The sequence below is a fragment of the Caulobacter sp. GW821-FHT09A05 genome (assembly GCF_059418465.1).
The window spans coordinates 1-25,183 of record NZ_JBWKPX010000025.1 but is presented as its reverse complement, the minus strand read 5'-3'; the positions used below and the strand labels follow the sequence as shown (position 1 = coordinate 25,183).

Below are 25,183 nucleotides of genomic sequence, written 5' to 3'. Positions count from 1 at the left end.
CGCGCCGGACCACGGCCGCAAGCGAGGAAACCTCTATGGCTGACACCATCCGCTTCGACGACAAGGTCGTCGTCGTCACGGGGGCCGGCAACGGCCTGGGCCGCACCTATGCGCTGCAACTGGCTGAACGCGGCGCCAAGGTCGTGGTCAACGACCTGGGCGGCTCGACCGACGGCCGGGGCGACGACCAGTCGGCCGCCTCGCGCGTCGTGGAGGAAATCCGCGCGGCCGGCGGCGAGGCGACCGCCAATTTCGACAGCGTGGCCACCCAGGCGGGCGGCGCCAATATCATCCAGACGGCGCTGGACGCCTATGGCCGGGTCGATGCGGTGATCGCCAACGCCGGCATCCTGCGCGACCGCAGCTTCTCCAAGCTCAGCCAGGAGGAGCTGGACATCATTCTCGACGTCCACCTGCGCGGGACGATGTTCACGGTGCAGCCGGCCTTCAACTGGATGCGCGAGAACGGCGGCGGCAACATCGTGATGACCGCCTCGCCGTCGGGCCTGTTCGGGGCCTTCGGCCAGGCCAATTATTGCGCGGCCAAGCTGGGCATCGTCGGCATGATGCGGGTCATGGCCATCGAGGGCGCCAAGGCCGGGATCAAGGTCAACGCCCTGGCCCCGACGGCCGCCACCCGCCTGACCGCCACCGCCGGCATGTCGGGGGAAGCCGCGGCGCCGAGGCCGCCGGAGGAGGATCCGATGTCGACCGCGCGGGTCTCGCCGCTGGTGCTGGCCCTGGCCCATGCCAGCTGCCCGGCTTCGGGCGAGATCTTCAACGCCGGCTGCGGCTGGATCAGCCGCGCCGTCGTCGCCATAAACGAAGGGGTGCTGCTGGACGACTTCTCGCCCGAGGGCGTCGCCGCCCAATGGGACGCCATCCGCGACCTCTCCAGCCTGACCACGCCGGTCGATGCGACCGACTACTGGCGCATGATCCAGGCCAAGACCGGCGCGACGGGCTGATGGCCGAGCCGCTGACCCTGCTGGACCTCCTCGACCTGGAGGACGTCGGCTCGGACTATTTCCGCTCGCGCCGGACCGAGCCGAACCTCAGCGGCGCCCTCTACGGCGGGCAGGTCCTGGCCCAGGCGTTGAGGGCCGGCCAGTTCACGGTGCAGGGACGGCCGGTCCATTCGCTGCACGGCTACTTCATTCGCCCCGGCGCCGAGGCCGAGCCGGTCGTCTACCAGGTCGAACGCACGCGGGACGGCCGCAACTTCACGACCCGGCGGGTCATCGCCCGGCAGAAGGGCGTGCCGATCTTCCATATGGAGGCCTCGTTCCATGGCGGCGGCGAGGGCGTCTCCCACGCGCGGCCAGCCCCCGCTACGCCGGGACCGGACGAGGTCTCCGCCGAGGACCCGTTCGAACGGGCGGTGCTCGCCGCGCGCGACGCCGACGCGCCCCCGCCGCTCACCCTGCTGCCGCTGGTGGAGCGACGCCTGGTCCCGGCCAGGGCGACGCCCGGGGAGGCCGAGCGCCAGCTGTGGATGCGGGCGCGCCCGCCGGAGCTGGCCGACGCCGAGCTGCGCGCCTGCGGCCTGGCCTATCTGTCGGACTTCTGGCTGGGCGGCGTCGCCAAGGTTCCCCATCCCGAGGCGATGCGGCAGCGCATCGCCAGCCTGGATCACGCCATGTGGTTCCATCAGTCCGCCGATCCCTCGGACTGGCTGCTGTACGAGATGGACAGTTCGTGGGCCGGATCGGCCCGCGGCCTGGCCCAGGGGCGCATCTACGACCGCGCCGGCCAGCTGGTCGCGTCGGTGGCCCAGGAGATCTACCTGTTCCCGGGCGAGATGCACGCCGCCCCTCGCGTGGGGGAGCTTTGAACGCTCGCCGGCGGTCGTCGGATCGCCCATGCGATTGGCGAGGCGGGGAAGGCTTGCATCGATCGCGAGTGGGGTAAGGTCAGATCATGAATTTCGATCTCGATCCGGCCGACGCGGCGTTCCAGGCGGAGATGCGGGCCTTCATCCGCCAGGCGCTGCCGGCGGACATCGCGCGACGCGGCCGCCAGGGCTTCCACGCCACCCATGACGACGTCCAGACGTGGATGCGTATCCTGAACGCGCGGGGCCTGGCCGCCGTGCATTGGCCCGAGCAGTACGGCGGCACGGACTGGTCGCCGTTGCGGCGGCACCTGTTCCAGGTCGAGCTGAGGGCGGCGGGCGCTCCGGTGCCGGACCAGGCGGCGCTCGAGCTGGTCGGACCGGTGCTCTACACGTTCGGCGACGAGGTCCAGAAGGCCCGATACCTGCCGGCCATCCTCAACGCCGACACCTTCTGGTGCCAGGGCTTTTCCGAGCCGAACGCGGGTTCGGACCTGGCGTCGCTGAAGACCAGCGCCGTGCGCGATGGCGACCACTATGTCGTCAACGGCCAGAAGACCTGGACGTCCGAGGCCCACAAGGCCGACATGATGTTCGCGCTGGTCCGCACCGACGCCGAGGCCAGGCCGCAGGCGGGCATCTCGTTCCTGCTGATCGACATGAAGAGCCCCGGCGTCTCGGTGCGGCCGATCTACACGATCAACGAGGGCCTCAGCGTCAACGAGGTCTTCTTCGACGAGGTCCGGGTTCCGGTCGAGAACCTGGTGGGCGACGAGAACCGGGGCTGGGGCTACGCCAAGTTCCTGCTCACCAACGAGCGCACCATGAGCGCCGAAACCCCGCACACGGCCTTCGACCTGGCCATGGTCAAGCAGATCGCCGCGGTCGAACCGCGGGGCGGGCGGCCGCTGATCGAGGATCCGCTGTTCTCGGCCCGGCTGGCTCGCTTCGAGATCGAGCTTCGCGCGCTGGAAACCGCCGTCCTGCGCGTGCTGCACATGAGCGAGGGCGACCCGGCGCTGAACGCCACCGCCTCGGTGCTGAAGCTGCGCGGCTCCGAATTGCGCCAGAGGATCGCCGACCTGGCCGTCGAGGCCCTGGGCGACCATGGGCTGGCGGTGTTCCCGGACGTGGAGGGGCAGGACAACATGGACGTCCTGGCCCCCGTTCCGCCGGCGCCCGACCATGCCGCCGGCTGGCTGTCGCGCGCCATGTTCCGCCGCGCCACCACCATCTACGGCGGCGCCAACGAGATCCAGCGCACCATCATCGCCAAGTCGGTGCTGGGTCTTTGAGAGGATAGGACGATGGACTTCTCCCTCACCCAGGAACAGGCCGCGCTGAAGGAGAGCGCGCGGCGGCTGTGCGAGCGGGACTATGGCTTCGAGCGCCGTCGCCACCTGCTGCGTGGCGCCGAGGGCTTTTCGCGCGACCTGTGGAAGACCTTCGCCGATCTGGGCTGGCTGGGGGCGGGCCTGGCGGAGGACGATTTCGGCTACGGGGGCGGCCCGGTCGAGACCGCGCTTCTGCAGGAAGAGTTCGGCCGCGTCCTGCTGGTCGAGCCTTATCTGTCCTGCGCGATCATCGCCGCGCGAGCCATCGTCGCCCTGGCCGATCCGGTCCGGAAGGAAGCCCTGCTGGCGCCGCTGGTCGGGGGCGAGAAGCTGATCGCCCTGGCCCATAACGAAGCGGCCATGCGCGGCGACGACGCGGCCGTGAAGACGCAGGCGACGCGGACGGCGGACGGCTGGCGGCTGAACGGCCGCAAGGCCTTCGTGCTGGGCGGCTCCAGCGCCGACATCCTGCTGGTCTCGGCCAGGACCCCCGGCGGCGTCACCCTGTTCGAGGTTCCGGCCGACGCGCCGGGCTTGGAGGTGATCGCCTATCACGCCGTCGACGGGCGACGGGTCGCCGACCTCGCGCTGACGGACGTGGCGCTGGGGGATCCGGCGCGGATCGGCGCGGAGGGCGGAGCCCTGGCCGGGATCGAGCTGGCCGTCGACCACGGGGTCATCGCCCTGATGGCCGAATGCGTCGGCGCGATGGACGCGGCCCTGTGGCTGACCCGCGACTATCTGTCGACGCGCAAGCAGTTCGGCGTGACCTTGAACACCTTCCAGGCCCTGCAGCACCGGATGGCCGACATGCTGGTCGAGACCGAGCTGGCGCGGTCGATGCTGCTGCGTGGGATCGCGGCCCTGTCGGACCCCGATCCCGAGGCGCGTCGCGCCGGGGTCTCCGCCGCCAAGGTCCAGATCGCCGAGGCGGCCGTGAAGGTCACGGGCGAGGCCATCCAGATGCACGGCGGCATCGGCGTGACGGAGGAATATGTGGTCGGCCACTTCTACAAGCGCGCCGTCCTGGCCCGCGGCCTGTTCGGATCGATCGACCTGCACCTGGAACGCTTCGCCGCCTGGTCGCGAAAGGCCGTCGCATGAGGACCCTGGGCGACCTGATCACCCGCGCGGCGCGGTTCTCGCCCGACGACGTCGCCCTGGTCCAGGGCGATCGGCGCTTCACCCATGGCCAGCATCTGGAGCGGGCGCGACGCCTGGCCTCGGCCCTGCATCGCGCCGGCTGCGCCCGCCAGGACCGGGTCGCGGTCCTGGCGATGAACTGCACCGAATACGCCGAAGCCTTCAGCGCGGCCTGGCTGTCGGGCTATATCCTGAACACTGTGAACTTCCGTCTGGCCCCGCCGGAGATCGCCTGGGTCCTGGGCGACACCGCGCCGCGCGCCCTGGTGTTCGAGGCCCAGTACGCCGAGGTGGTGGCGGGCCTGAAGGACGCCCTGCCGTCGATCGAGATCTTCGTCTGCATCGGCGAGGCCCCGGACTGGGCCGTCGCCTACGAGGACTTCCTGCGGAGCGGCGATCCGGCGGGGGCGCCGCTGGAAGCCCGGCCCGACGACATCGCCCACATCATCTACACCTCCGGCACCACGGGCCGAGCCAAGGGCGTCATGCGCTCGCACCGCGCCGAGCTGGCGATGGGCGAATGCGTCTGCCTGGCCATGGACGTGCGCCCGCGCGGCCGGATGCTGGAGGTGATGCCGATGTTCCATGCCGGCGCCCAGTCCAGCATGCTGGCCCAGATGTGGCGTGGCGGAGAGATCCATATGCACCGGGCCTTCGATCCGGAGGCGGTGCTCAAGGCGATCGAGACCGAGAAGATCACCCACCTGCACCTGGTGCCGCTGATGGTCCAGGCCCTGGTCGACCATCCGGCCTTCGACGACCACGACGTTTCCAGCGTGGAGACCATCCTCTACGCCGCCGCCCCGATGCCCGTACCGGTGCTGCGGCGCGCTCTGGCCCGCTTCGGGCCGGTGTTCGTCAACGCCTGGGGCCAGACCGAGGGCACGGGCACGGCCCTGCCCAAGCACCTGCACGCCGTCGACGGCCCCATGGTCGAACTGCTGGGCTCGATCGGCAACGCCTATCCGCTGACGGAGGTGCGGATCGTCGGCGACGATGGCCGGGACTGCGCGGCCGGCGAGGTCGGCGAGCTGTGGATCCGGGGCGAAGCGGTGATGACCGGTTATTGGAACAACACCGCGGCGACGCTGGAGGTCTTCCACGACGGCTGGCTCAAGACCGGCGACATGGGCCGGTTCGACGCCTGCGAGCGCGTGTTCCTGGTCGATCGCAAGAAGGACATGATCATCTCCGGCGGCGAGAACATCTACTCGCAGGAGGTGGAGCGGGCGATCGCCGAGCATCCGGCGGTGGCCCAGGTGGCGGTGATCGGGGCGCCCGACGAGAAGTGGGGCGAGGCGGTGGTCGCGGCCGTCATCCTGCACCCGGGCGCGCGGGCCAGCGCCGCCGACCTGATCACCCATACGGCCGGCCTGATCGCCAGCTACAAGAAGCCCAAGCAGGTGCTGTTCCTGGACGCCTTCCCGACCCTGCCCAGCGGCAAGGTCAACAAGGTGGCGTTGAGGGCGCTGCACGCCTCATCGCATGCTTGATCCTGTAACCCCGGAAGGCGGCGGCGCATTGACCCGGGCCGGCGTCGAACGGACAAACCTCGCGATGGCGTCCGCTCGGCGCCCGTTCGATCAGGACTGACGATGGCTTCGGCGCGCGATCCGGTTGTGGTGGGGGTCTATCTGACCCGGCAGGCGCGGACCTTGCCGGGACGGACGTCGCACGAGCTGCTGATCGAGGCGGTGAAGGGGGCGATCGCCGACGCGGGGATTGACCGGCGCGACATCGACGGCGTGGCGCTGGACTGGCCCGGTCCCGGCGGGGCGCCCGGCGATTCCGCCAGCTGGGCGCCCTATTTCGGCGCGCCGCTGAAGTGGGTCGACAGCCACTTCATGGACACCACGGGCGTGCGCGGCGTGCTCAAGGCCGGCGCGGCCATTTCGGCGGGCCTGTGCGACACGGTGGTGATCGGCAGCGCCCGGGCGGGCCCCTTCAACACGACGGGCGCGGCCGTCGGCTCCGGCATGGGGCTGGAATGGATCGACGCCTATGGCGCCTCGACCATGGCCTATTTCGCCCTGGTGGCCCGCCGGCACATGCACCAGTTCGGCACCACGCCCGAGCAGATGGCCCATGTGGCGGCGGTGATCCGCAACCACGGCCGGACCAATCCGGAGGCGGCGCTGTACGGCTGCGATCCGGTGACGATCGACGACATCCTGGCCTCGCCGATGATCGCCGACCCGCTGCACCGGCTGGACTGCTGCCTGATGAACGAAGGCGGCGCGGCGCTGATCATGACCACCGCCGAGCGCGCCAAGGACCTGGCCGTCAAGGGCGTGCGGGTGGCCGGCGGCGCCATGGAGTTCGCTCAGGGCAACTACATCAACCCGCCGCTCTATCGCGACGTCAGAACCCTGGGCCAGGCGGCGGTCAGGCGGGCCTTCGGCCAGGCCGGGCTGAGCGTGACCGACGTCGACGTGTTCTGCGTCTACGATCCCTGCTCGTTCGAGGTGCTGCGCCAGTTCGAGATGCTGAGCCTGTGCGGCGAGGGGGAGGGCGGCGATTTCGTCGCCGGAGACCGGCTGACCCTGGCCGGCGACTGCCCGACCAACCTGGACGGCGGCATGCTGGCCGGCAGCTGGACCGGCACCAGCCAGCTGACCGGCAAGGTGATCGAGGGCGTGCGCCAGATCCGCGGCGGGCTGGGGCCTCGCCAGGTCGCCGACGCCGAGGTGGCGCTGGTCACCAACGCCGGCTCCGGCGCCCAGCATCTCGAAACCCTGATCCTGACCGGGAGCTGAGCCATGGCCGACGCCGCGTTCGACTTTCCCGTCACCCCGCTGTCCCGGCCCTACTGGGAGGCGGCGGCGCAGGGGCGGCTGATCGCGCCGCGCTGCAACGCCTGCAAGCGCTTCTTCTTCGCGCCCGAGGTGGCCTGCACCCACTGCTTCTCCACCGACTGGGCCTGGGTCGAAACGGCGGGCGAGGGCGAGGTCTACAGCTACACGACCATCCATCGCGCGCCGGTTCCGGGCATGGCCACGCCCTATGTGCTGGCCGCCGTCGAGCTGCCGGAAGGCTTCGCCATGTTCGCGCATCTGGTCGATTGCCCGCCCGAGGCCCTGGCCTGCGGCCTTCCGGTCGAGGTCGATTTCCGACCGCTTCACGACGGGCGGATCGCGCCCGTGTTCAAGCCCCGCCAACCCAGCGTCTGATGTAGAGACCCCCATGTCCGACCCGCTGCATACCCTGACCCTGCTGGACGTGCTGCAGGAGCATCGCCGGTCGTATCCGAACCGCACCGCCCTCGTGCAGGAAGGCCGCCGCTACACCTACGCCGACCTGGAAGACCGCGTGAACCGGCTGGCCAACCTGTGGGAGTCGCTGGGCGTCGGACCCGGCGAGCGGGTGCTGTGGCTGGGGCAGAACTCGCTGGCCGTGCTGGAGGGCATCCTGGCCTGTTCGGTCCTGGGCGCCATGTTCTGCCCGCTCAACTGGCGCCAGTCGCCGGAGGAGATCGCCTTCGTCATCGACGACCTCCAGCCGCGCCTGCTGCTGTGGCACGAGGGCGAGATCGGCGAGGCGGTGCGGGCCGCGCGTGATCTGGCTCAGTGGAAGCAGGGGACCTGGATCCACTTCGACGAACCGGGGCCCGACGGCTACGAGGGGCGGCTGCAGGCGGCGGACCCGGCGCGGCGGGAGCGGCCGATCGACGTCCACGCCGGCTGCGTGATCATCTATACCGCCGCGTTCGGGGGGCGTCCCAACGGGGCGATCCTCAGCCAGGCCGGGGTGATGGCGCAGAACGTCAACATCATGCTGGTCCAGGCCCTGACCTCGGGGACGATCTTCCTGAACTCCGGGCCGCATTTCCATATCGGGACCCTGATGGTGACGCTGGGCGTGTTCCACGCCGGCGGCGCCAACGTCATGATCCGCCGGACCGAGGTCGCCGTCATCGCCGAGGCCCTGCACGCCGAGAAGTGCAGCCTGGCCTTCCTGGTGCCCAAGACGATCGACGAGCTGCACGCCTTCAACGCCGACGGCCGCTACGACCTGACCCACTTCCGCTCGGCCGCCCTGCCAACCGAGGACTATTCGATGATGGGCTACGGCCAGACCGAGGTCGGCGGGCTGGTGACCTGGGCCCACTACGATCGCAAGGCCGCCAGCATCTTCGGCCGGACCAGCCCGATCGCGGTGGTGCGGGTGTTCGACGAGGACGGTAACGAGGTCCCCGACGGCGAGGTCGGCGAGCTGGGCGCCCGCGGCCCGACCGTCGGCCTGGGCTACTGGAACCGTCCGGAGATCAACGCCCGTCGCACGCGCTTTGGCTGGTGGCTGACCAACGACCTGGGCAAGCGCGAACCGGACGGCTCGATCAACTTCGTCGGCCCCAAGGTCCAGATGATCAAGTCGGGCGTCGAGAACATCTATCCGGCCGAGGTCGAGGGCTGCCTGAAGAGCCACCCGGCCGTGGCCGACGCCGCCGTGATCGGCGTGCCCGACCCGCGCTGGATCCAGAGCGTCAAGGCGATCATCGTCCGCAAGCCCGGCGTTGACGTCGCCGAGGGCGAGCTGATCGAGCACTGCCGGGCGCGGATCGCCTCGTACAAGAAACCGCGCTGGGTCGAGTTCGCCGACGCCATTCCGCGCACGCCGGCCGGGCCGACCGACTACGCCGCCCTCGACGCGGCCTATGGCGGCGGCGGCTATCCGGGCGGCAAGGACTACAAGTACTGAGGCCTATCCGGCCGTCCGGCCGAGCTCCGCGGCCAGCCAGTCGCGGTGGCGCTGGAAGTGGTCGGGGTCGCGTTCGGAGAACACGCCGGTGGCCCGGCCGAGCACGGCTCCGGTCGCGGCCAGGGTGATCTCGCCGACATTGTGCCAATGGCGGCCCTCGATCCGGTCGTTCCACGACCGGCCCAGCAGCGGCTGGTCGATGGGGACGGGCCGGAGGAATTCGACGGCCAGGCTCTTGGTCACCGTCAGGCGCTTGTGCAGCAGGGCGACGCTGCCCAGCATCTCGTCCAGCACCGAGGCGGTCCAGCCGCCGTGCGCCACGCCCGGGCCGCCTTCGTGCCCGGCGTCGCAGACGAGGCGGAAGCGGGCCACACCCTCGGCGTCCAGGCCCTGGCCGCTGATGCCCAGGCGGCAGCGGCCGTGCGGGATGCAGCTGGCGCACAGCCGGACGCCGTCGCCGACCGGGGTGCGTTCGACATGTTCGCGCGGCGTGATCATAGGGCTTCGATCGGATCGTCGCCGACCCCGATCGCGGCGGTCAGGCGCTGCTGGGCTTCCAGCATCCGGGTCCACAGGGCCTCGGCCTGCGCCGCCCGGCCGGCCTCGAGATGGTCGACGATCTCCCGCTTGACCTCGACGTGGCGCGCCATGCCGGCGCGAGAGCGGGGCGCGTGCTGGACCCAGGCGTCCCCGACCAGTTCGGTCTGGGCCTGGATCAGGTCGCGCAGCGTCAGCAGCTCCAGGGCGATCAGCCGGTTGGGGCAGACCTCGGACAGGACGGCGTAGAAGTCCTCGTGGGCCCGGCCGAAGGCCCGCACGTCGTCGATCGCCTCGCCCTGCCGCTGGACCTCGTCCCTGAGCCGGGCGATCGCGTCGGGCGTCAGCTTGCCGGCCAGGAAGCCGATCAGTCGCGGCTCCAGGGTGATGCGCGCCTCGTTCAGCTCCGCCTGGGTGGTGCCATGCGCCTGCAGGTAGACGCCGGTCGATTCCGACACCATCCGCGCCTCCGGCAGGGTGAACCGCGCGCCGCCGAACGCGCCGCGGGCCACCTTGACCAGGTGCTGGGTCTCCAGGATCCGGACGGCCTCGCGGATCGTCGGGCGCGACACGCCGAACCGTTCGCGCAGCTCGGTTTCCGAGGGCAGGGCGTCGCCCGGGCTCGGACGCGAGCGCAGCAGCTCCCGCCGGAGCCAGCGGGCGATCAGCTCCGAGGTCTTGGGGACGCGCAGCGCGCTGCCTTCGGCGCGGGCGTCGGGCGACCAACGCTGGGCGGATCTGGGGTCTTGCCGGCTCAAACGTTCGTCCTCGAAGCGTGCGTCAACGTGGCCTGCATCGCGCTTGTGGTCAATTATATATATTATTGACCTATTGGGCGCCCGGGCGGATAGTCGCGGCAGGTAGGAGACGATCACGATGAGCACCGGCGCCACGACCGCGAGCGACAAGATCTGGGTGAATTCGGGCGACAGCCACGTCTGGGAGCCCAAGACCCTCTGGACCGAGAACCTGCCGCCGTCGCTGAAGGCGCGCGGCCCGCACATGGTCCGCGACGGCAAGCACGACATCTATGTGGTGGACGACGAGAAGGTCTTCTTCGCCGCCGCCTCGATGATCGACGCCATCACGCCGCCGGGTTCCGAGAACTTGGACCTGCGCCTGGCCGACCTGGACGAGCAGGGCATCTGGGCCGAGATCGTATTCCCGTCGGTCGGCATCTGGCTGTCGGTGATGAAGGACCGCCAGCTGATGCACGAGTCGGTGAAGGTCTATAACGACTGGGCGCATGCCGACATGCTCAAGCGCTCCGAGCGCCTGCTGGCCACGGCCCTGATCTCGGTGCTCGACTTCGACGACGCGGTCGAGGAGACCAAGCGGGTCGCGGCGCTGGGCTTCAAGTCGATCTGCCTGCCGGCGACCCTGCCCGACCACCTCGAATACAACATGGCCGAGTTCGACCGGATCTGGCAGGTCTGCGAGGAGGCGGGGATGGTGGTCTGCTTCCACGTCGGCACGGGCACCTCCAAGCTGATCGTCACGCGAGGGGCCGGCGGCGCGCTGATCAACTACTGGGAAACGACCGTGCCGGTGCAGCGCTGCGTCGTGCACATGATCTCGGGCGGCGCCCTGGACCGGTTCCCCAAGCTGAAGATCATGACCGCCGAAGCCGGCGTGGCCTGGGTGCCGGCCATGGGCGACCGCCTCGACGAGGCCTATCGCCAGCACAACCAGTACGCCCACCCCAAGCTGTCGCGCCTGCCCAGCGAGATCATCAAGCAGCAGGTCTATTCGTCGTTCCAGCACGACGTGACGGCCCTGCCGGCGGTGATCGCTCACGACTACCGCAACGCGCTGTGGGGCTCGGACTATCCGCACCTGGAGGGCACCTATCCGCGCACCCAGGAAGTGCTGCACCACCTGTTCGACCACGTGTCGCCGGAGGTTCGCCGGCGCGTCACCCTCGGGGCGTTCGAGGAGCTGTTCGGCATCGGCATGCCGAAGGCGCTGTCCGCCTGAACCCGTCGCCCGATAAAAGCCCGTCATCCCGGGCCTCGTGTCCGGGACCCATTTGTCCGCCGCAGGTGCGGAGGGATGGCGCGCCACGGCGCCTCACCGCCAGCTGACCCAGGGGGTCCCGTCACAAGGGCGGGAATGACGAGCAAAATAAGGGAAGGGGCTGAGTTCCCTTCCTCGATCCACCAAGGGTTCAAGGCGCAGCCGCATCCGGGGCGGATGCGGGCTTGCGCCAGGCGGATGCTTTGAGAGTCTGCGATGAGTGGTGAGCGGACGTGTCCGATGCACGCTTAACAAAAAGGGCGAAATTTCAGTCCTGCGCACGTCTTTTCTTTGTTGCAGTATTTTCATTTCTCGCAACAAGGATGTCGACGATAAGCGAAATCGCGGCTATTGCGAGTAAGCTTACAAGAATAGTATTTATGTCGAGGTTTATTATTCTAAAATAACTCAGTATTGCGATGGCTGCAAATATGAAGCAGGCAATGCCGAAGACTTTTCTGAAAGCGCTCATTCTCTCCATCCGGTAGTGCCACCCGGGGTGGCTTAAGCCTACGCTCATGCTCAAGGTCCGCAATGGTCGAAATTCGTCATTGGCATCCTGCCGGCGAGCGGACGTTCAGATCGTCACTGCCAGCTCTTGTCGGGTCCGGTAGGCGCAAGGCCGGGGAGATGGGGAGCGACGCGTGAAGCTCAGGGGTATCAGGCCGTCCGCGCCTCGAACCCCTCCAGATAGCGCGCCAGGGCGGGCGGGACCTTCTTCTTTCCGGGATTGTAGAAGGGCGAGAGCACCATCAGCAGCTTGGGGATCATCAGTCGGGCGTAGGTCTTCTTGAAATGGGCCTCGCGGGCCACGGACCGCGCGCGTTCCTCCGGGGTCATCGCCGCGCGATCGACCGACAGCAGATAGTCGGTCACCCGCCGCGAATAGCCGCCCAGGTGCTTGAGGGCGAAGAAGAAGCCGTAGAGTCGGTAGAAGTAGCCGGCGACCGGGTTCTTGCGTGCGAACAGGGTCTGGTAGACGTCGAAGGCGACGCTGCGGTGCTCGAACTCCTCGGCCAGGTGCCAGCGCCACAGTTCCGACCCCGGATTGGGCTCGTCGGCCTCGAACCGCGCCAGCTTGCCGTCGAACACGATCTGGGCCATGCCCGATCCCAGGGCCTCGAAACCCTCCGCATAGGCGCAGTTGAACTTCAGCGACCGGTTGGCCAGGAAGTCTTCGTAGGTGGCCTCCAGCTCCGCCTCGAACGCCTTGAGCCCGTCATAGCCGGCGGCGTGAAGCTGCTGGTTGAAGGCGTCATGCTGTTTGCAATGCTGGGCCTCCTGCTTGATGAACACCACCAGGTCGCGGTCCAGCGGCGTGTCCTTCTGGTCCAGGGCCTGGCGGGCTTGGAGCATGATCTTGACCAGGAAGGGCTCGACATAGGACGGGATGGTCGAGGCGGCGTTGCGGGCCTGCACGTACTCGATGTAGGGCGACCAGTGCGGCTTGGTCTGGGCGTAGTCCCACTTGGGATAGCGGACCTTCATGGCGTGGCTCCTGCCAGGTTCATAGGCTCAGGAAGAACTGTCGGACGTCGTCGGCGAAGGCGGCCGGCTCCTCGAAGGCCGCGAAATGGCCGCCGGCCGGCATCCGCGTCAGGCGGACCAGGTTCCAGTTGCGGGCCATGGCCTCGCGCGGCGCGGCGGGCAGGAACTCGGCCGGATAGAGGCCGACCCCGGTCGGAACCGTCACCTTCAGGCCGGACAATCGCCCGGCCGCGGCCTCGGCCGCCGTCCCGGCGTACATCCAGATCGACGAGGAAACCGCGTCATTGACCAGATAGGTCATCAGGTTGGTGATCAGCTGGTCCTTGCTGAACCGGCTTTCGATGTCGCCGCCGGTGTCGGCCCAGCCGTGGAACTTCTCGATCACCCAGGCGGCGAAGGCGACAGGACTGGCCGACAGGGCCGCGCCGATCGTCTGGGGCTTGGTCATGTGCTCGAGCATGTAGGCGGACTCGCGCCGCTGCACCGCCTCATAGGCCGCGCGCCATTCGACCTCGCCCTCGACGGCCTCGCTGGCGGGGACGGGCTGGGGGATGCACAGGTTCAGGTGCAGGCCCGCCACGTGCCGCGGCGCGTCGTGGGCCAACCAGCTGGAGACCGCGCTGCCGAAGTCGCCGCCCTGCAGGAAGAAGCGGTCGCGGCCAAGATGCTCGACCATCAGGGCGCGCCACATCTCCGACACTCGGCGTGGCCCGATCGGCCTGGTCGGTCGCGAGGAAAAGCCGAAGCCGGGCAGGGAAGGGATGACCAGGTCGAAGCCGTCCTCGGCCCGTCCGCCGAACCGCTCCGGGAACGCCAGCCGCTCGGCCGCCTGGTCGAACTCCAGGATCGAGCCCGGCCAGCCGTGGGTCATCAGGATCGGACCGCGCCCGCCCGAGCCCTTGATGTGCTGGAAGCGCACGTCGACATCGTCGATGCGAACGCTGAACTGGGGAAAGCGGTTGAGGTGGGCTTCCCAGCGCCGCCAGTCGTAGCCGTCGAGCCAATAGTCCACGAGCTGGCGCAAATAGGCCGCGTCCACGCCATAGGCCCAGCCCGATCCGGGCGGCGCATAGGTGATGTCCGCCGCGCGCAGCCCCGCGCGGATGTGCTGTAGGCGCGCCTCGGGTACGGCGATTTCGAACGGCGTTGGAGCATCCATGGCCGCAGCATGACCCCCGCCGCCTCGTCCGGGAAACCTTCCGGCGCGCCCGGGGCAGGGTTATCGCGGAGACGATGCCTTGGGGCCGCTTGGGTGACGGCGCCCGCCCGCGAGGCCTAGGCTGGACGCAAGCCGTGGAACGGTCGGCGCGAGGAGGAACGGCTCATGACGCATCCGCTGGACGCTCACGACCTGATGCGCGCCGCCCAGGATGCGACCGGCCTCGCCGACTGGGGCGGCGAACTTTTTCGCGAACCGCTGGAGGTCCTCTCCCACGACCTGATTGTGCACGCCGATCTCAACGCCCGCGGGGTCGAGCGCGCCCGGCGGCGCCTGGTCGACAATCTGAAGGGGCGGCTCTCGCTGGCCGAGGACCGCAAGCGGTTCCCGGGCGTCGCCGACGAGGCCATCGTCAGGCCGATCTTCGTCGCCGGCCTGCCGCGCGCCGGCTCGACCTTCTTTCACAATCTCCTGGCCGCCGATCCGGCCAACCGCTCGCCCCGCATGTGGGAGATCATGTTCCCCTCGCCGCCGCCGCGGGAGGCGACCTACGCCAGCGACCCCCGCATCGAGGCCTGCCGCGCGGCGCTGGATTTCGAGGGCTTCCTGTCGCCGGCCATGCAGGGCATCCATCCCTACGGCGCCGAGCGTCCGGAGGAGTGCAATTTCCTGTGGGAGATGTCGCTGCTGACCGTCAACTACCCCGCCTGGTGGAACGTCCCCAACTACGCCAAGCTCCTGTATTCCATCGACATGAGGCCGGTCTACGAGGAGCAGAAGCGGGCGCTCCAGCACCTTCAGCACCGGTTCAAGCGCGATCGCTGGGTGCTCAAGACCCCGGCCCATGACTGGTGGATGCGCGACCTGGTCGAGGTCTTTCCCGACGCCGGCGTGGTGCTGTGCCACCGCGATCCGGCCAAGGTCCTGGCGTCGCTGTCGAACAACCTGGCGGTCAATCACGGCCTGTTCTCGGACGTCACGCCGGCCGGCTCGTTCGGCATGCTGGAGCGCCAGTCGCAGTCGATGCGGCGCGCGGCCCAGGTGCGCGACGACCATCCCGACCGGTTCTTCGACGCGCACTATCTGGACGTCCAGGCCGATCCGCTCCGCGAGCTGGGCCGCTGCTACGCGCGGTTCGGCGTGGCCTTCACGCCCGGGCGCGCCGCGGCGGTCGCGGCCTGGATGGCCGCCGATCGCGAGGCCCACGCCCGGGGACCGCGCCATTCCTATGCGATGGAGGCGTTCGACCTGGACTACGCCAGCATCGACAGCGTCATGGGCGGCTACATCCGCGACTTCAACGTCAGGCTCGAACGCGCCGCTTGAGGCGCCGAAAGGCGACACCGATGGTAACTTTTGACGAGGCGCCGATGATCGACCAGACAGCCCGAGACGAGTGGCGCGCCCATTGGAAGGTGGTGCTCGGCACCTTCATCGCCATGGGCCTGGGCTATGGCGGCTGGTCGTTCACCCAGAGCCAGTTCGTCCAGCCCCTGCAGACGGCGTTCGGCTGGAGCCGGGGGCAGATCGCCGTGGCCTTCCAGGTTGCCCTGTTCGCCGGTCTCGTCGCGCCGCTGTTCGGCCGGCTGATCGACCGGGTGGGGGTGCGGCCGGTGCTCTGCACCTGCCTGGTCCTGGTCGGCGCCAGCTACCTGCTGATCGCCCACAGCGGCGGCAACTACGCCCTGTTCGTCGCCGCCTACGGGCTGCTGGTCTTCGCCGGCATGGGCACGACGGGGATCGCCTTCACCCGCGCCGTGGCCGGCTGGTTCACCACCTCGCGGGGGACCGCGCTGGCGGTGTCGCGCATCGGCTATTCGCTGGCCGGGGCCTTCATGCCGGTCCTCGTCTTCCACGTCATCAAGACCCATGGCTGGCAGGCCGGCTACTATCTGCTGGCGGCCGCCGCCCTGCTGGTGGCGCTGCCGGTCAGCTGGCTGCTGGTGCGCGACCGGCGCGAGGCCGTGGAGCTGAACGCCAAGGGCAAGCCGATCTCGGTTCTCAATCCGGCCCTGTGGCTGGCCCTGATTTCGGATCGGCGGATCCTGCTGGTCTGCGCCGCCGCCGCCCTGACCTATGGTCCCTGCGTGGGCATCCTCAGCCAGCTGCAACCCATGCTGACCGACAAGGGCCTGCCGGCCGGCGTCGCCGCCCAGTACAGCGCCCTGCTGGCCATTTCCGTGGTGGTTGGCACCCTGACGACCGGGCTGCTGGTGGACCGGATCTGGGCCCCGGCGGTCGGCTGCGCCTTCACCCTGCTGCCGGTGGTCGGGATCGCGCTGCTGCTGCCGGGAACGCCGACGCCGGTCATGGCGGGCGTCGGCCTGGTGCTGATCGGCCTGGCCCAGGGCGCGGAGATCGACGTGATCGCCTTCATCATCGCCCGCTATTTCGGCATGAAGTCCTTCGCCGCCATCTACGGCCTCAGCACCCTGTTCATCGCCGCCTTCGCCGGGCTGGGCGGCATCGCCTTCGGTTTCGCCTTCGACCATTTCAAGTCCTACAACCAGGCCCTGATCGGCGCGGCCGTCCTGTTCCTGCTGGCCGCCGCCGCCTACCTGTTCCTGGGGCGCTATCCGGCGGAGCCGGGCGTCAAGGCGCGCCAGCCGCTTTGAGGGCCGTGGGGAGCTAATCATCCCCCGACTTGTTTCGGGGGACCCAAGCCGAGCCTGACCCGCGTCCGACGACGCTTGGGTCCCCCGCATAAAGCGGGGATGACGAGATTTATGAGTTGAACCTTGGGTCGGCTGACGACCGACAGCGCTAGGGTCCGGACTCAATTGGATCGTTGATTTTCAGTTGCCATCCCGGCCGAAGGTCCGCCTGGCGGACCGTAGAGCCGGGACCCAGGGGCGAGCGCACTGCGCCGGCCCCTGGGTCCGGACAAGCGCTACGCGCTTTCCGGGATGACAACCAATGAGAGCGCCGATTTCGCTTGGGTGTCACCGACACGCAATCGAGTACGGGCCCTAGGCGACCTCGCCCGCCCGCGCCCGGCGGTGGTACTCGCCCGGCGTCAGTCCGGTGTGCTTGCGAAACAGGCTCTTGAAGAACCGCGGATCGGAATAGCCGACCAGATAGCCGACCCGGTCCACCTTGCGGGCGGACCGCGCCAGCATGCGCTTGGCCGCCTCGATCCGAAGCCGCTGCAGATAGTCGACCGGCGTCATGCCGAGACTGGCCATGAACCGGCGCGAGAGGGTCCGCGGATGGACCGCCATCGCCGCCGACAGGTCGGCCATCTGCGGCTTCTGGGCGAAGCGCAACTGCAGCCAGTGAGCGGCGCGCTTCACCAGCTCGTCCTCGCGCAGCACCGTGGGCGAGAAGGCGAGGGCGGGGTCGGGCCCGTCGGGATAGCGGTCGACGCCGGTGATCCGCTCGATCCAGGTCGCCACGTCCGGCGACATGATCGCCTCGATGATCCGCACGGCCAGGGCCGGCTCGGCGACATGGGCGCCGGCCAGGAACAGGTCGTCATGAACCTGGACCTTGCGGTCGACGTCGAACGTCAGGTGCGGATGGAGCCGCGCCATCGGCCGTTCCAGCCACCAGGGCAGGGGGACGACCACCCCGGCCAGCACGCCCGCCCGGGCCAGGACCGCCATGCCGCTGCCGCTCGCCGCGAGCCTGCAGCCCTCGTCATGCGCCGCGGCCAGCCAGTCGCCGAGGGTGTGCAGCGGTTCCAGCCGGGCGGCCAGCGCCTCGGGTTTGCCGATCGCGAAGGGCGCGACATAGATCAGGTCGTACGGGCCCGAGTGCAGGCCCTCGTCCACCGACAGCAGCCGTCCGTTCTCGGCCCGCACCGCCTCGCCGGAGGCCGAGACCAGCCGCACGTCGAGGGTGGGCGGCAGGGCCTCGCGCTCCCCGTACTGCTGCTCGGTGTAGCGGTTGGCCAGGCTCAGGGCGTCGACCAGCTCGAACACCGCATTGGTCAGGACCCCGTCGGTGACGACGACGGCGACGCGCAGCATCGGCCTTCTCCCATCCTGTCCGTTCCAGCGACCTGATTGTCCGGATCGCCCCTCTACCGTCGGCGCTGGGAGGATCATCGTCAAAGAAAAACAGGGAGCCCCAGGCATGTCGGTTCGATCGGAGCTGGTGGACGCCGCCGTCCACGAAGACGTCTTCGACAGGTCGTATCCCGACCTCGAGGCGCGCCAGCTGGAAGCCGCGCGCGAGCTGTTCGCCGAACGCCGCGAGCAGATCCCCGTCCTGCGCCGTCGCGCGACGGAAAGCGGCGTGGGCGAGATCCGCCGCCTGGACGACCTCGTGCCGCTGCTGTTCGCCCACACCGCCTACAAGTCCTATCCCGCCAGCTTCGTGGAGCAGGGGCGGTGGGACCGGCTGCTGCAGTGGATGCAGACCCTGTCGACCCAGACGGTGACCGATGTCGACGTCGAGGGCGTGCGGGATGTCGACGACTGGATGGACCGCCTGCGCGCCGCCGGCCACATGGTGCTGGCCACCAGCGGCTCCAGCGGCAAGGTCTCGTTCCTCAACCACACCCGGGGCGATTCCGAGAACAAGCGGCGTCACTACCGCCGCATGAGCGGCTGGCCCTACGTCAAGGCCGACAACAGCCGGGTGGTGTTCCTGACCAGCCCTTCGAAGGGCCCCAACAGCGCCATCGAGGCGGCGGTGAACTCGGCCGCCGTCTGGGCCCGGCCCGGCGAGGCCCACTTCCTGACCGACGAGCCCCTGCGCCTGGCCGACATCAGCGCCTCGGCCGCCCTCAACAAGCGCATGGCCGAGGGCCTGGCGACGCCGGGCGAGATCGCGTTCGCCAGGGTCGAGGCCCAGGTGCGGGCCGAACGCATGAGCGCGGCGCTGGACGACTTCGTGGAAAAGCTCCTGTCGCACCGCCATGAACCGATCGTGGTCTCGGCCCTGTGGGCGCAGCACATGGCGATCATCGACCGCGCCAAGGCCCTGGGCGTCGAGGACGGCGGCTTCCATCCCGACAGCCTGGTCAGCGCCGGCGGCGGGCTGAAGGGCGTGACCCTGCCCGACGACTACAAGGAGCGGGTCGACCGCTTCTACGGCAAGGTGATCCGCAACAACGCCTACGGCATGACCGAGATGGCCCAGACCTGTCCCAAGTGCCAGTGCGGCCGCTATCACCGGCCGCCGGGCCTGATCTGGCTGCTGCTGGACCGCGACGGCGAGCGCCTGCTGACCGCCGACGACGGCGAGGACGGCGTCGTCGAGGGCCGGTTCGCCTTCCTGGACCTGCTCTACGAAGGCCGCTGGGGCGGTCTGATCAGCGGCGACAAGGTCACGATCGACTTCAAGGACTGTCCGTGCGGCCGGCCCGGCCCGACCATCCTCGACACCATCAGCCGCTACGCCCAGGCCGGGGAAAGCGACCACATCGGCTGCGCCGGCACCATCGACGCCTATATCCGCGGAGCCGTGGCGCCATGAACGCGATCCTTCCGCCGCTCGCCGGACCCGCCCGGGTCCGCCATGTCGTCAAGGGACGGATCGTCGAGGGCGACGGTCCCGAATACGGCCGCGAGCCCAACCGGTTCATCACGCCGCCGCTGGATGTCGGCGCGCTGGTCTGGCCGCGTCCCACGCCCACGCCCGCCGCCGACGTGCCGGTGGACGAGATCATCGACGTGCTGGTCGCCACGGGCGAGGTGCTGAAGCGGGACGCGTCCGGCGCCTTGGCCCAGGCGATGGAGCGCAGCGTCGCCGCCGGCTTCTATCCGCGCGACCTGGTCGAGACCTCGTTCGCCCATCTGGGCCACATGTTCAGCCGCGCCGCCATGGAGTTCGTGATCGCCCAGGAGATCGGCGGCAAGGACCTGATGGACGGCTGGCGCGAGGTGGCGACGCCGTCGGGACGGCCGGCCCGGGTTCGGGCCTTTCCTTGCCGGCTGCTGCACGTCATCGCCGGCAATTCGCCCGGCGTCGCGGCCAACACCGTGATCCGCGGGGCGCTGACCAAGGGCGCGCACCTGCTGAAACTGCCGTCGAACGAGCTGTTCAGCGCCCCGGCTATCCTGGCGGCCCTGTCCGAGGCTGCGCCCGGCCACCCCGTCGCCCGATCGTTCTCGGCCGCCTATTGGCGAGGCGGCGACGAAGCGGTGGAGAGCCTGCTGTTCCGCCCGCAGTACTTCGACAAGATCGTCGCCTGGGGCGGCGAGAGCACCATCAAGGGCGCGCTGAAATATGTCGGGCCGGGCCTGGAGCTGGTCGCCTTCGATCCCAAGACCTCGATCTCGCTGATCGGCCGCGAGGCCTTCGCCTCGGAGGCGGCGCTGGAGGCGGCGGCCGAGGCCGGGGCCCACGACGCCACGATCATGAACCAGGAGGCCTGCACCGCCAGCCGCTTCCAGTTCGTCGAGGGCTCGCTCGACCAGATCGACCGCTATTGCGAGCGCCTGCAGGCCAGGCTGGGCCAGGCCCGCCGGTCCGCTTCGGGCGAGCCGCGCCCCATCGCGCGATCGCTGCGCGACGAGATCGACGGCCTGCGCGACCTGGAGGACTACTACCGGGTCTGGGGCGGCTACGACGGGCGCGGGCTGGTGATCCGGTCCGACGAAGCCGTGGACTTCTATCCCGAAGGCAAGGTCGTCAACGTCGTGGCCGTCGAGCGGCTGGAGGACGCCGTCCGCCACGTCAATGTCGCGACCCAGACGGTCGGGGTCTACCCGCCCCAGCGCAAGGCGGCCTTGCGCGATCTCCTGGCTTCGGCGGGCGCCCAGCGCATCGTCTCGCTGGGCTGCGCCACGCCCGAGGTGGGCCTGCCGCACGACGGCTTCTATCCGCTCCACCGGTTCGTCCGATGGGTCAACGACGAGGGCTGACGCGATCCCGAACGCGATCTTCCCCGCAAACGCAGGAAACGACCATGAACCTCCATCCTCATCTGCCGTTCGGCGCGGACGTCACGGGCGTCGACCTGCGCGATCTGTCCGCGTCGGACGGCAAGGCCCTCGTCGACGCCCTGGCCGAGCATCACGTCCTGCGCGTTCGTGGGCAGGACCTGACCAAGGGTGAGTACGACCGGTTCGGCCGGCTGTTCGGAGCGCCGATCGACTTCTTCTTCACCAAGGACCTGGATCCCGACTATCCGGCCCTGATCACCATCTCCAACTCGCCGGAGCACGACATGGGGCGGCGCGACGGCGCCTCGTTCTGGCATACGGACGGCTCGTACGAATACGTGCCGGCCTTCACGACCATGCTCTATGCGATCGAGGCGCCGCTCGAGGGCGGGGAAACCCGCTTCACCGACCTGACCGCCGCCTACGAGGCCCTGCCGGACGCGCTGCGCAAGCGGGTCGACACGCTCGACGCCCTGCACATGCTGGTCGGCGGCAAGCGCGGACCCGACGAGACCCCGATCAAGCTGGATCCGGACGCGGCCGATCGCGACGGCGGGGTGCGGGCCAGGAAGCGGGCCGCCGAGCGTCCCCGCCATCCCCTGGTCATCACCCATCCGATCAGCGGACGGCGCAGCCTCTACGCGGTCGCCGGCACGCCCTACGGCGTTGAGGGGCTGGAGCCGGAAGAGGGCGAGGCCCTGCTCGACGCGCTGAAGAGCCACGCGGTCTCGCCGCGCTTCAACATCGCCTTCAAGGCCGAGGTCGGCGACGTCCTGATCTGGGACAATCTGGCGACGCTGCATCGCGCCACGCCGATCGAATATTCGGCGGCCGAGGGCAAGCGCCGCCGCCTGCTGCGGATCAGCACCCAGGGCCTGCCGCCGGCCTATGGCGACCGGGCTCCGCTGTTCACCGCCCCGGAGGGGCACGCCTCGATAAAGCTCGCCTGAGCCGCCGGGCGATATCGGTCGGCCGATGGTTGTCGCGCGGACCCTGCGTCTCCGGGACAATGGAGGCAGGATGCCTTGGCCTGGGCGGAGCGTTGACGGTGAGCTTGGTGTTTGATCCATCGGTGTTCGTGACCCCTGACGGCGCGCCCCGCGAAGGCGCGCCGCTCGGCGCCCTGCTGTCGGCCCAGGCCTGTCTCCGGCCTGACCGTCCGGCCGTGACCCTCGAGACGGAAACCCTGACCTTCGCCCAGCTCGACGCGGCGGCCAATCGCCGGGCGCGGCGGCTCGTCGCCCTGGGGGTGAGGCCCGACGACACGGTGATGATCGCCCTGCCCAACGGCCTCGCCTATTACGAGACGGCGTTCGCGATCTGGAAGGCGGGAGCCTCTCCGGCCCACGTGTCGCATCGGCTGACGGACAGCGAGTTCGAGGCCCTGGTCGCGTTGATGCGGCCCCGGCTGGTCATCGGTCGCGGCGAGGCGGCGCCTTTCGACGGCTTCGAGGATCTCGACGCTTCGCCGCTGCCCCCGCTGGCGGCGCGGGTGTGGCGAGTGGCGACCAGCGGCGGATCCACCGGCCGGCCCAAGCTGATTCAGGACCGCCGGCCGGCCCGCTGGACCTCCGCCATGGGACCGATGCGCATGCGGCCGGGCGCGGTGATCCTCAATCCCGCGCCGCTGCACCACAGCGCGCCGTTCGCCCAGATCCTGATGACCGTCGCCCAGGGCGGCCACGCCGTCGAGATGGAGCGGTTCGACGCCGAGGCCTGGTTGCGCCTGGCGCAGGCCCACGCCGTGACCTACGCCTACCTTGTGCCGACCATGATGCACCGGATCATGCGCCTGCCCGAGGCGATGCGGGCGGCGGCCGACCTCAGCGCGCTGGAGACCGTGCTGCACATGGCCGCGCCCTGTCCCGCCTGGCTGAAGCAGGCCTGGATCGACTGGCTGGGGCCGGACGCCATCTGGGAGGTCTATGGCGGCACCGAGCGCATGGGCTCGTGCGTGATCGGCGGTCGCGAATGGCTGGACCATCCCGGCTCGGTCGGCCGACCCCGGCCCGGCGTCGGCATGAAGATCGCCGATGAACAGGGCCAGGAACTGCCCCCGGGCGAAGTCGGCGAGATCTGGTTTCGCACGCCGCCGGAGGAGGGGCCGACCTACGCCTATGTCGGGGCCGATCGGCGCGAACGCGACGGCTGGAACTCGTTCGGCGACCTGGGGCGGGTCGATGCGGACGGCTACCTCTATCTCGCCGACCGGCGGACCGACATGATCCTGTGCGGCGGGGTCAATCTCTACCCCGCCGAGATCGAGGCGGAGATCGAGCGCCATCCGGCCGTGATCTGCGCGGTCGTCGTCGGCCTGCCCGACGAGGATCTGGGGGCCCGTCCCCACGCGATCGTGCAGTCCGACGCGCCGCCGCGACAGCTGGAACACGAACTGCGCGCCGCCCTGGCCCGAACCCTCTCGACGAACAAGATCCCGCGCGCCTTCGAGATCACCACGGAACCGCTGCGGGACGCGGCGGGAAAGGTCCGCCGGTCGGCCCTGGCCGAGGCGCGACGCTAGAGCCCGCCCTCAATTGCGTGTCGGTGATACCCAAGCGAGATCAGCGCTCTAATTGGTTGTCATCCCGGAAAGCGCGTAGCGCTTGTCCGGGACCCAGGGGGCGGCGCAATGCGGTGGTCCTGGGTCCCGGCTCTACGGTCCGCCAGGCGGACCTTCGGCCGGGATGACAACTGAAAATCAACAATCCAATTGAGTCCGCAGCCTAGAGCCTGCCCTGGAGCGGGCGCCACGCATCGCTACCGCGGTGAGTGGGGCCGGCGGATTGACGCCGGCCCGGGGCTGTTGTCGCCTGGCGCGTTCCGGGACGAGGCTCCGCGGGCTGGCGCCTGTCGAGCACGGCCGCGCAACGGGTCTGGGAGAAGGCATGTACAAGCGGATTGTCCTGGCGTTCGACAGCACCGTCGAAGGACGGGCGGCGCTGCGGGAAGGCGCGCTGCTGGCCAAGGCCTGCGACGCGGAGGTCTTCCTGCTGTCCGTCCTGGTCGAGTCGTCGAGCGTGCTGGTCGCCGAGGGCGTGCTGGTCGGGGCCGCGGAAACCCATCTGGAAAGCTACCAGGCCGTGCTCGACGAAGGCCTGGCGCGCCTGAGGCGGCTGGGCTTCTCGCCGACCGGCAAGCTGGTGCGCGGCGAGCCGGCCATCGAGATCGGAACCTTCGCGCGACAGGTCGGCGCGGACCTCGTGGTGGTCGGCCACCGCAAGCGCAACCTGTTGGAACGCTGGTGGTCCGGCGCGACCGGCGCCTACATCGTCGACAACCTGGACTGCAGCCTGCTCGTCGCGCGCCAGGCGATGAGCGACCAGGACTTCGAGGCGAAGCTGGGAAGCCCGGCGTGACGGCCGACGGCGCAGGGATCCGGCCGACTAGGGACCGTCCTCAATTGCGTGTCGGTGATACCCAAGCGAAATCGGCGCTCTAATTGGTTGTCATCCCGGGACCCAGGGGTCGGCGCAGTGCGCTCGCCCCTGGGTCCCGGCTCTACGGTCCGCCAGGCGGACCTTCGGCCGGGATGACAACTGAAAATCAACGATCCAATTGAGTCCGCACCCTAATCGGTCGGAAGGCGCGCGAGATAGGCGATGATCGCGGTGCGTTGATCGTCCAGGGCGCTCAGGGCGTGGGTCAGGCGTTCGCGCAGGGCGGACGGGGCCGGCTCGGCCTGGGGCAGGAAGTTGGCGATCTCGGAGATGGTCAGGCCCAGCCTCTTGAGCTCGACGATGACGCAGAGCCTGGCCTTGGCGGTCTCGTCGAGCATTCGCATGTTCTTGACGCCGCGTTGGCAGGCGATCAGGCCCATCTCCTCGTAGAGGCGGATGGCGCGGGGAGTCAGGCCCAGCTGCTGGCTGACGTCTCCGATGGTCGACAGCGTCGACGGGACGTGGCGAAGGGGCCGGGACGGATGGGATCGCGTCGCGTCCATCGGCGAGAACCGGGTCGCGGCCTGGCCGTGGCCCCGCTGAAGCGCGCGGCGGCGATGCCGCTCGACCAGGGCCAGGGCGGCCTTGGTCTGCGGTCCGACGATCGTTGGCGTGTTGTCCATCAGCCGAACTCCACCAGGACCTGGTCGGCGGCGACGGGGTCGCCGGGCTTGGCGTTGACGGCCTTGACGACGCCGTCG

23 protein-coding genes and 2 pseudogenes are annotated in these 25,183 nt (G+C 69.5%); 17 read left to right on the top strand and 8 right to left on the bottom strand.

The features are described 5' to 3' along the window. Positions 1-35 precede the first annotated feature (35 nt). The 8 genes from AC07NX_RS19870 to AC07NX_RS19835 all read left to right on the top strand — a co-directional run bounded on the left by AC07NX_RS19870 (position 36) and on the right by AC07NX_RS19835 (position 9,009). Positions 36-968, top strand: coding sequence for an SDR family NAD(P)-dependent oxidoreductase (locus AC07NX_RS19870; RefSeq protein WP_494644147.1), 933 nt, complete (start codon positions 36-38; stop codon positions 966-968). Further along, positions 968-1,834 carry an acyl-CoA thioesterase gene (locus tag AC07NX_RS19865; protein WP_494644145.1) on the top strand — a complete coding sequence of 289 codons (867 nt, stop codon included), beginning with the start codon at positions 968-970 and terminating at the stop codon, positions 1,832-1,834. Before AC07NX_RS19870 ends, AC07NX_RS19865 begins: the two co-directional genes overlap by 1 nt. Before the next feature lie 86 nt (positions 1,835-1,920). Beyond that, a complete protein-coding gene (locus AC07NX_RS19860; RefSeq protein ID WP_494644143.1) occupies positions 1,921-3,129 on the top strand; it encodes an acyl-CoA dehydrogenase family protein in 1,209 nt (402 codons plus the stop codon). A gap of 12 nt (positions 3,130-3,141) precedes the next feature. Then, positions 3,142-4,272, top strand: a complete 1,131-nt coding sequence (locus AC07NX_RS19855; RefSeq protein WP_494644141.1) for an acyl-CoA dehydrogenase family protein — start codon at positions 3,142-3,144, stop codon at positions 4,270-4,272. Then, positions 4,269-5,804, top strand: coding sequence for a class I adenylate-forming enzyme family protein (locus AC07NX_RS19850; protein ID WP_494644140.1), 1,536 nt, complete (start codon positions 4,269-4,271; stop codon positions 5,802-5,804). The genes AC07NX_RS19855 and AC07NX_RS19850 overlap by 4 nt, the downstream gene beginning before the upstream one ends. A gap of 102 nt (positions 5,805-5,906) precedes the next feature. Then, a complete protein-coding gene (locus AC07NX_RS19845) occupies positions 5,907-7,067 on the top strand; it encodes a thiolase family protein (RefSeq protein WP_494644138.1) in 1,161 nt (386 codons plus the stop codon). 3 nt (positions 7,068-7,070) lie between these two features. Then, on the top strand, positions 7,071-7,481 hold the full coding sequence (locus AC07NX_RS19840) for a Zn-ribbon domain-containing OB-fold protein (protein WP_494644136.1): 411 nt from the start codon (positions 7,071-7,073) through the stop codon (positions 7,479-7,481). Positions 7,482-7,494: 13 nt separating this feature from the next. Then, positions 7,495-9,009 (top strand): AMP-binding protein, encoded by a 1,515-nt coding sequence (locus tag AC07NX_RS19835; protein ID WP_494644134.1) that lies wholly within the window; start codon positions 7,495-7,497, stop codon positions 9,007-9,009. Between the two features lie 3 nt (positions 9,010-9,012). Here AC07NX_RS19835 and AC07NX_RS19830 read toward each other — a convergent pair whose 3' ends face one another. Both AC07NX_RS19830 and AC07NX_RS19825 read right to left on the bottom strand, forming a co-directional pair. Next, entirely contained in the window at positions 9,013-9,507 is a 495-nt protein-coding gene (locus AC07NX_RS19830; RefSeq protein ID WP_494644133.1) for a PaaI family thioesterase, read from the bottom strand. Continuing rightward, positions 9,504-10,304: a FadR/GntR family transcriptional regulator gene (locus AC07NX_RS19825; protein ID WP_494644131.1), complete on the bottom strand. Its 801-nt coding sequence runs from the start codon at positions 10,302-10,304 to the stop codon at positions 9,504-9,506. The genes AC07NX_RS19830 and AC07NX_RS19825 overlap by 4 nt, the downstream gene beginning before the upstream one ends. Before the next feature lie 118 nt (positions 10,305-10,422). On the opposite strand from AC07NX_RS19825, the gene AC07NX_RS19820 reads away from it, so the two are divergent. Then, positions 10,423-11,523 (top strand): amidohydrolase family protein, encoded by a 1,101-nt coding sequence (locus tag AC07NX_RS19820; protein ID WP_494644129.1) that lies wholly within the window; start codon positions 10,423-10,425, stop codon positions 11,521-11,523. A gap of 699 nt (positions 11,524-12,222) precedes the next feature. Here the strand turns inward: AC07NX_RS19820 and AC07NX_RS19815 are convergent. After that, entirely contained in the window at positions 12,223-13,050 is an 828-nt protein-coding gene (locus tag AC07NX_RS19815; RefSeq protein WP_494644127.1) for a metal-dependent hydrolase, read from the bottom strand. 19 nt (positions 13,051-13,069) lie between these two features. Then, positions 13,070-14,209, bottom strand: a complete 1,140-nt coding sequence (locus AC07NX_RS19810; protein ID WP_494644125.1) for an epoxide hydrolase family protein — start codon at positions 14,207-14,209, stop codon at positions 13,070-13,072. A gap of 165 nt (positions 14,210-14,374) precedes the next feature. Here AC07NX_RS19810 and AC07NX_RS19805 point away from each other — a divergent pair, with 165 nt between their 5' ends. The 3 genes and pseudogenes from AC07NX_RS19805 (at position 14,375) to AC07NX_RS19795 (ending at position 17,129) form a co-directional block, all read left to right on the top strand. Continuing rightward, positions 14,375-15,535 carry a sulfotransferase family protein gene (locus tag AC07NX_RS19805; protein WP_494644123.1) on the top strand — a complete coding sequence of 387 codons (1,161 nt, stop codon included), beginning with the start codon at positions 14,375-14,377 and terminating at the stop codon, positions 15,533-15,535. A 44-nt stretch (positions 15,536-15,579) separates the two neighbouring features. Next, positions 15,580-16,824, top strand: a complete 1,245-nt coding sequence (locus AC07NX_RS19800; RefSeq protein ID WP_494644122.1) for an MFS transporter — start codon at positions 15,580-15,582, stop codon at positions 16,822-16,824. A gap of 164 nt (positions 16,825-16,988) precedes the next feature. Then, positions 16,989-17,129: pseudogene (locus AC07NX_RS19795) on the top strand (hypothetical protein). A gap of 49 nt (positions 17,130-17,178) precedes the next feature. Here the strand turns inward: AC07NX_RS19795 and AC07NX_RS19790 are convergent. Beyond that, on the bottom strand, positions 17,179-18,180 hold the full coding sequence (locus AC07NX_RS19790; protein WP_494644120.1) for a GlxA family transcriptional regulator: 1,002 nt from the start codon (positions 18,178-18,180) through the stop codon (positions 17,179-17,181). Between the two features lie 106 nt (positions 18,181-18,286). On the opposite strand from AC07NX_RS19790, the gene AC07NX_RS19785 reads away from it, so the two are divergent. The 5 genes from AC07NX_RS19785 to AC07NX_RS19765 all read left to right on the top strand — a co-directional run bounded on the left by AC07NX_RS19785 (position 18,287) and on the right by AC07NX_RS19765 (position 24,401). Beyond that, positions 18,287-19,633, top strand: coding sequence for a hypothetical protein (locus AC07NX_RS19785; protein ID WP_494644118.1), 1,347 nt, complete (start codon positions 18,287-18,289; stop codon positions 19,631-19,633). After that, the gene (locus tag AC07NX_RS19780) at positions 19,630-21,024 is read left to right on the top strand and encodes an acyl-CoA reductase (RefSeq protein ID WP_494644117.1); all 1,395 of its coding nucleotides are present in this window, start codon (positions 19,630-19,632) and stop codon (positions 21,022-21,024) included. Before AC07NX_RS19785 ends, AC07NX_RS19780 begins: the two co-directional genes overlap by 4 nt. 44 nt (positions 21,025-21,068) lie before the next feature. Then, positions 21,069-21,995: a TauD/TfdA dioxygenase family protein gene (locus tag AC07NX_RS19775; RefSeq protein WP_494644115.1), complete on the top strand. Its 927-nt coding sequence runs from the start codon at positions 21,069-21,071 to the stop codon at positions 21,993-21,995. Between the two features lie 98 nt (positions 21,996-22,093). Then, positions 22,094-23,566, top strand: coding sequence for an AMP-binding protein (locus AC07NX_RS19770; protein ID WP_494644113.1), 1,473 nt, complete (start codon positions 22,094-22,096; stop codon positions 23,564-23,566). A gap of 364 nt (positions 23,567-23,930) precedes the next feature. Next, the gene (locus tag AC07NX_RS19765; RefSeq protein ID WP_494644111.1) at positions 23,931-24,401 is read left to right on the top strand and encodes a universal stress protein; all 471 of its coding nucleotides are present in this window, start codon (positions 23,931-23,933) and stop codon (positions 24,399-24,401) included. Between the two features lie 94 nt (positions 24,402-24,495). On the opposite strand, the pseudogene AC07NX_RS19760 reads toward AC07NX_RS19765, so the two are convergent. From AC07NX_RS19760 to AC07NX_RS19750, 3 genes and pseudogenes are all read right to left on the bottom strand, one after another. Next, positions 24,496-24,601 (bottom strand): annotated as a pseudogene (locus AC07NX_RS19760) (hypothetical protein); the annotation flags it as partial. Positions 24,602-24,613: 12 nt separating this feature from the next. Next, positions 24,614-25,105, bottom strand: a complete 492-nt coding sequence (locus tag AC07NX_RS19755; RefSeq protein WP_494644109.1) for a MerR family transcriptional regulator — start codon at positions 25,103-25,105, stop codon at positions 24,614-24,616. Continuing rightward, on the bottom strand, positions 25,105-25,183 hold a 79-nt coding region (locus tag AC07NX_RS19750; RefSeq protein ID WP_494644225.1), incomplete at its 5' end, for a hypothetical protein. The genes AC07NX_RS19755 and AC07NX_RS19750, both read right to left, overlap by 1 nt.

Coding starts and splice junctions, on each gene's coding strand:
- AC07NX_RS19870 (WP_494644147.1), top strand. CDS start 36: ATGGCTGACACCATCCGCTTCGACGACAAGGTCGTCGTCGTCACGGGG.
- AC07NX_RS19865 (WP_494644145.1), top strand. CDS start 968: ATGGCCGAGCCGCTGACCCTGCTGGACCTCCTCGACCTGGAGGACGTC.
- AC07NX_RS19860 (WP_494644143.1), top strand. CDS start 1,921: ATGAATTTCGATCTCGATCCGGCCGACGCGGCGTTCCAGGCGGAGATG.
- AC07NX_RS19855 (WP_494644141.1), top strand. CDS start 3,142: ATGGACTTCTCCCTCACCCAGGAACAGGCCGCGCTGAAGGAGAGCGCG.
- AC07NX_RS19850 (WP_494644140.1), top strand. CDS start 4,269: ATGAGGACCCTGGGCGACCTGATCACCCGCGCGGCGCGGTTCTCGCCC.
- AC07NX_RS19845 (WP_494644138.1), top strand. CDS start 5,907: ATGGCTTCGGCGCGCGATCCGGTTGTGGTGGGGGTCTATCTGACCCGG.
- AC07NX_RS19840 (WP_494644136.1), top strand. CDS start 7,071: ATGGCCGACGCCGCGTTCGACTTTCCCGTCACCCCGCTGTCCCGGCCC.
- AC07NX_RS19835 (WP_494644134.1), top strand. CDS start 7,495: ATGTCCGACCCGCTGCATACCCTGACCCTGCTGGACGTGCTGCAGGAG.
- AC07NX_RS19830 (WP_494644133.1), bottom strand. CDS start 9,507: ATGATCACGCCGCGCGAACATGTCGAACGCACCCCGGTCGGCGACGGC.
- AC07NX_RS19820 (WP_494644129.1), top strand. CDS start 10,423: ATGAGCACCGGCGCCACGACCGCGAGCGACAAGATCTGGGTGAATTCG.
- AC07NX_RS19815 (WP_494644127.1), bottom strand. CDS start 13,050: ATGAAGGTCCGCTATCCCAAGTGGGACTACGCCCAGACCAAGCCGCAC.
- AC07NX_RS19810 (WP_494644125.1), bottom strand. CDS start 14,209: ATGGATGCTCCAACGCCGTTCGAAATCGCCGTACCCGAGGCGCGCCTA.
- AC07NX_RS19805 (WP_494644123.1), top strand. CDS start 14,375: ATGACGCATCCGCTGGACGCTCACGACCTGATGCGCGCCGCCCAGGAT.
- AC07NX_RS19800 (WP_494644122.1), top strand. CDS start 15,580: ATGATCGACCAGACAGCCCGAGACGAGTGGCGCGCCCATTGGAAGGTG.
- AC07NX_RS19790 (WP_494644120.1), bottom strand. CDS start 18,180: ATGCTGCGCGTCGCCGTCGTCGTCACCGACGGGGTCCTGACCAATGCG.
- AC07NX_RS19785 (WP_494644118.1), top strand. CDS start 18,287: ATGTCGGTTCGATCGGAGCTGGTGGACGCCGCCGTCCACGAAGACGTC.
- AC07NX_RS19780 (WP_494644117.1), top strand. CDS start 19,630: ATGAACGCGATCCTTCCGCCGCTCGCCGGACCCGCCCGGGTCCGCCAT.
- AC07NX_RS19775 (WP_494644115.1), top strand. CDS start 21,069: ATGAACCTCCATCCTCATCTGCCGTTCGGCGCGGACGTCACGGGCGTC.
- AC07NX_RS19765 (WP_494644111.1), top strand. CDS start 23,931: ATGTACAAGCGGATTGTCCTGGCGTTCGACAGCACCGTCGAAGGACGG.
- AC07NX_RS19755 (WP_494644109.1), bottom strand. CDS start 25,105: ATGGACAACACGCCAACGATCGTCGGACCGCAGACCAAGGCCGCCCTG.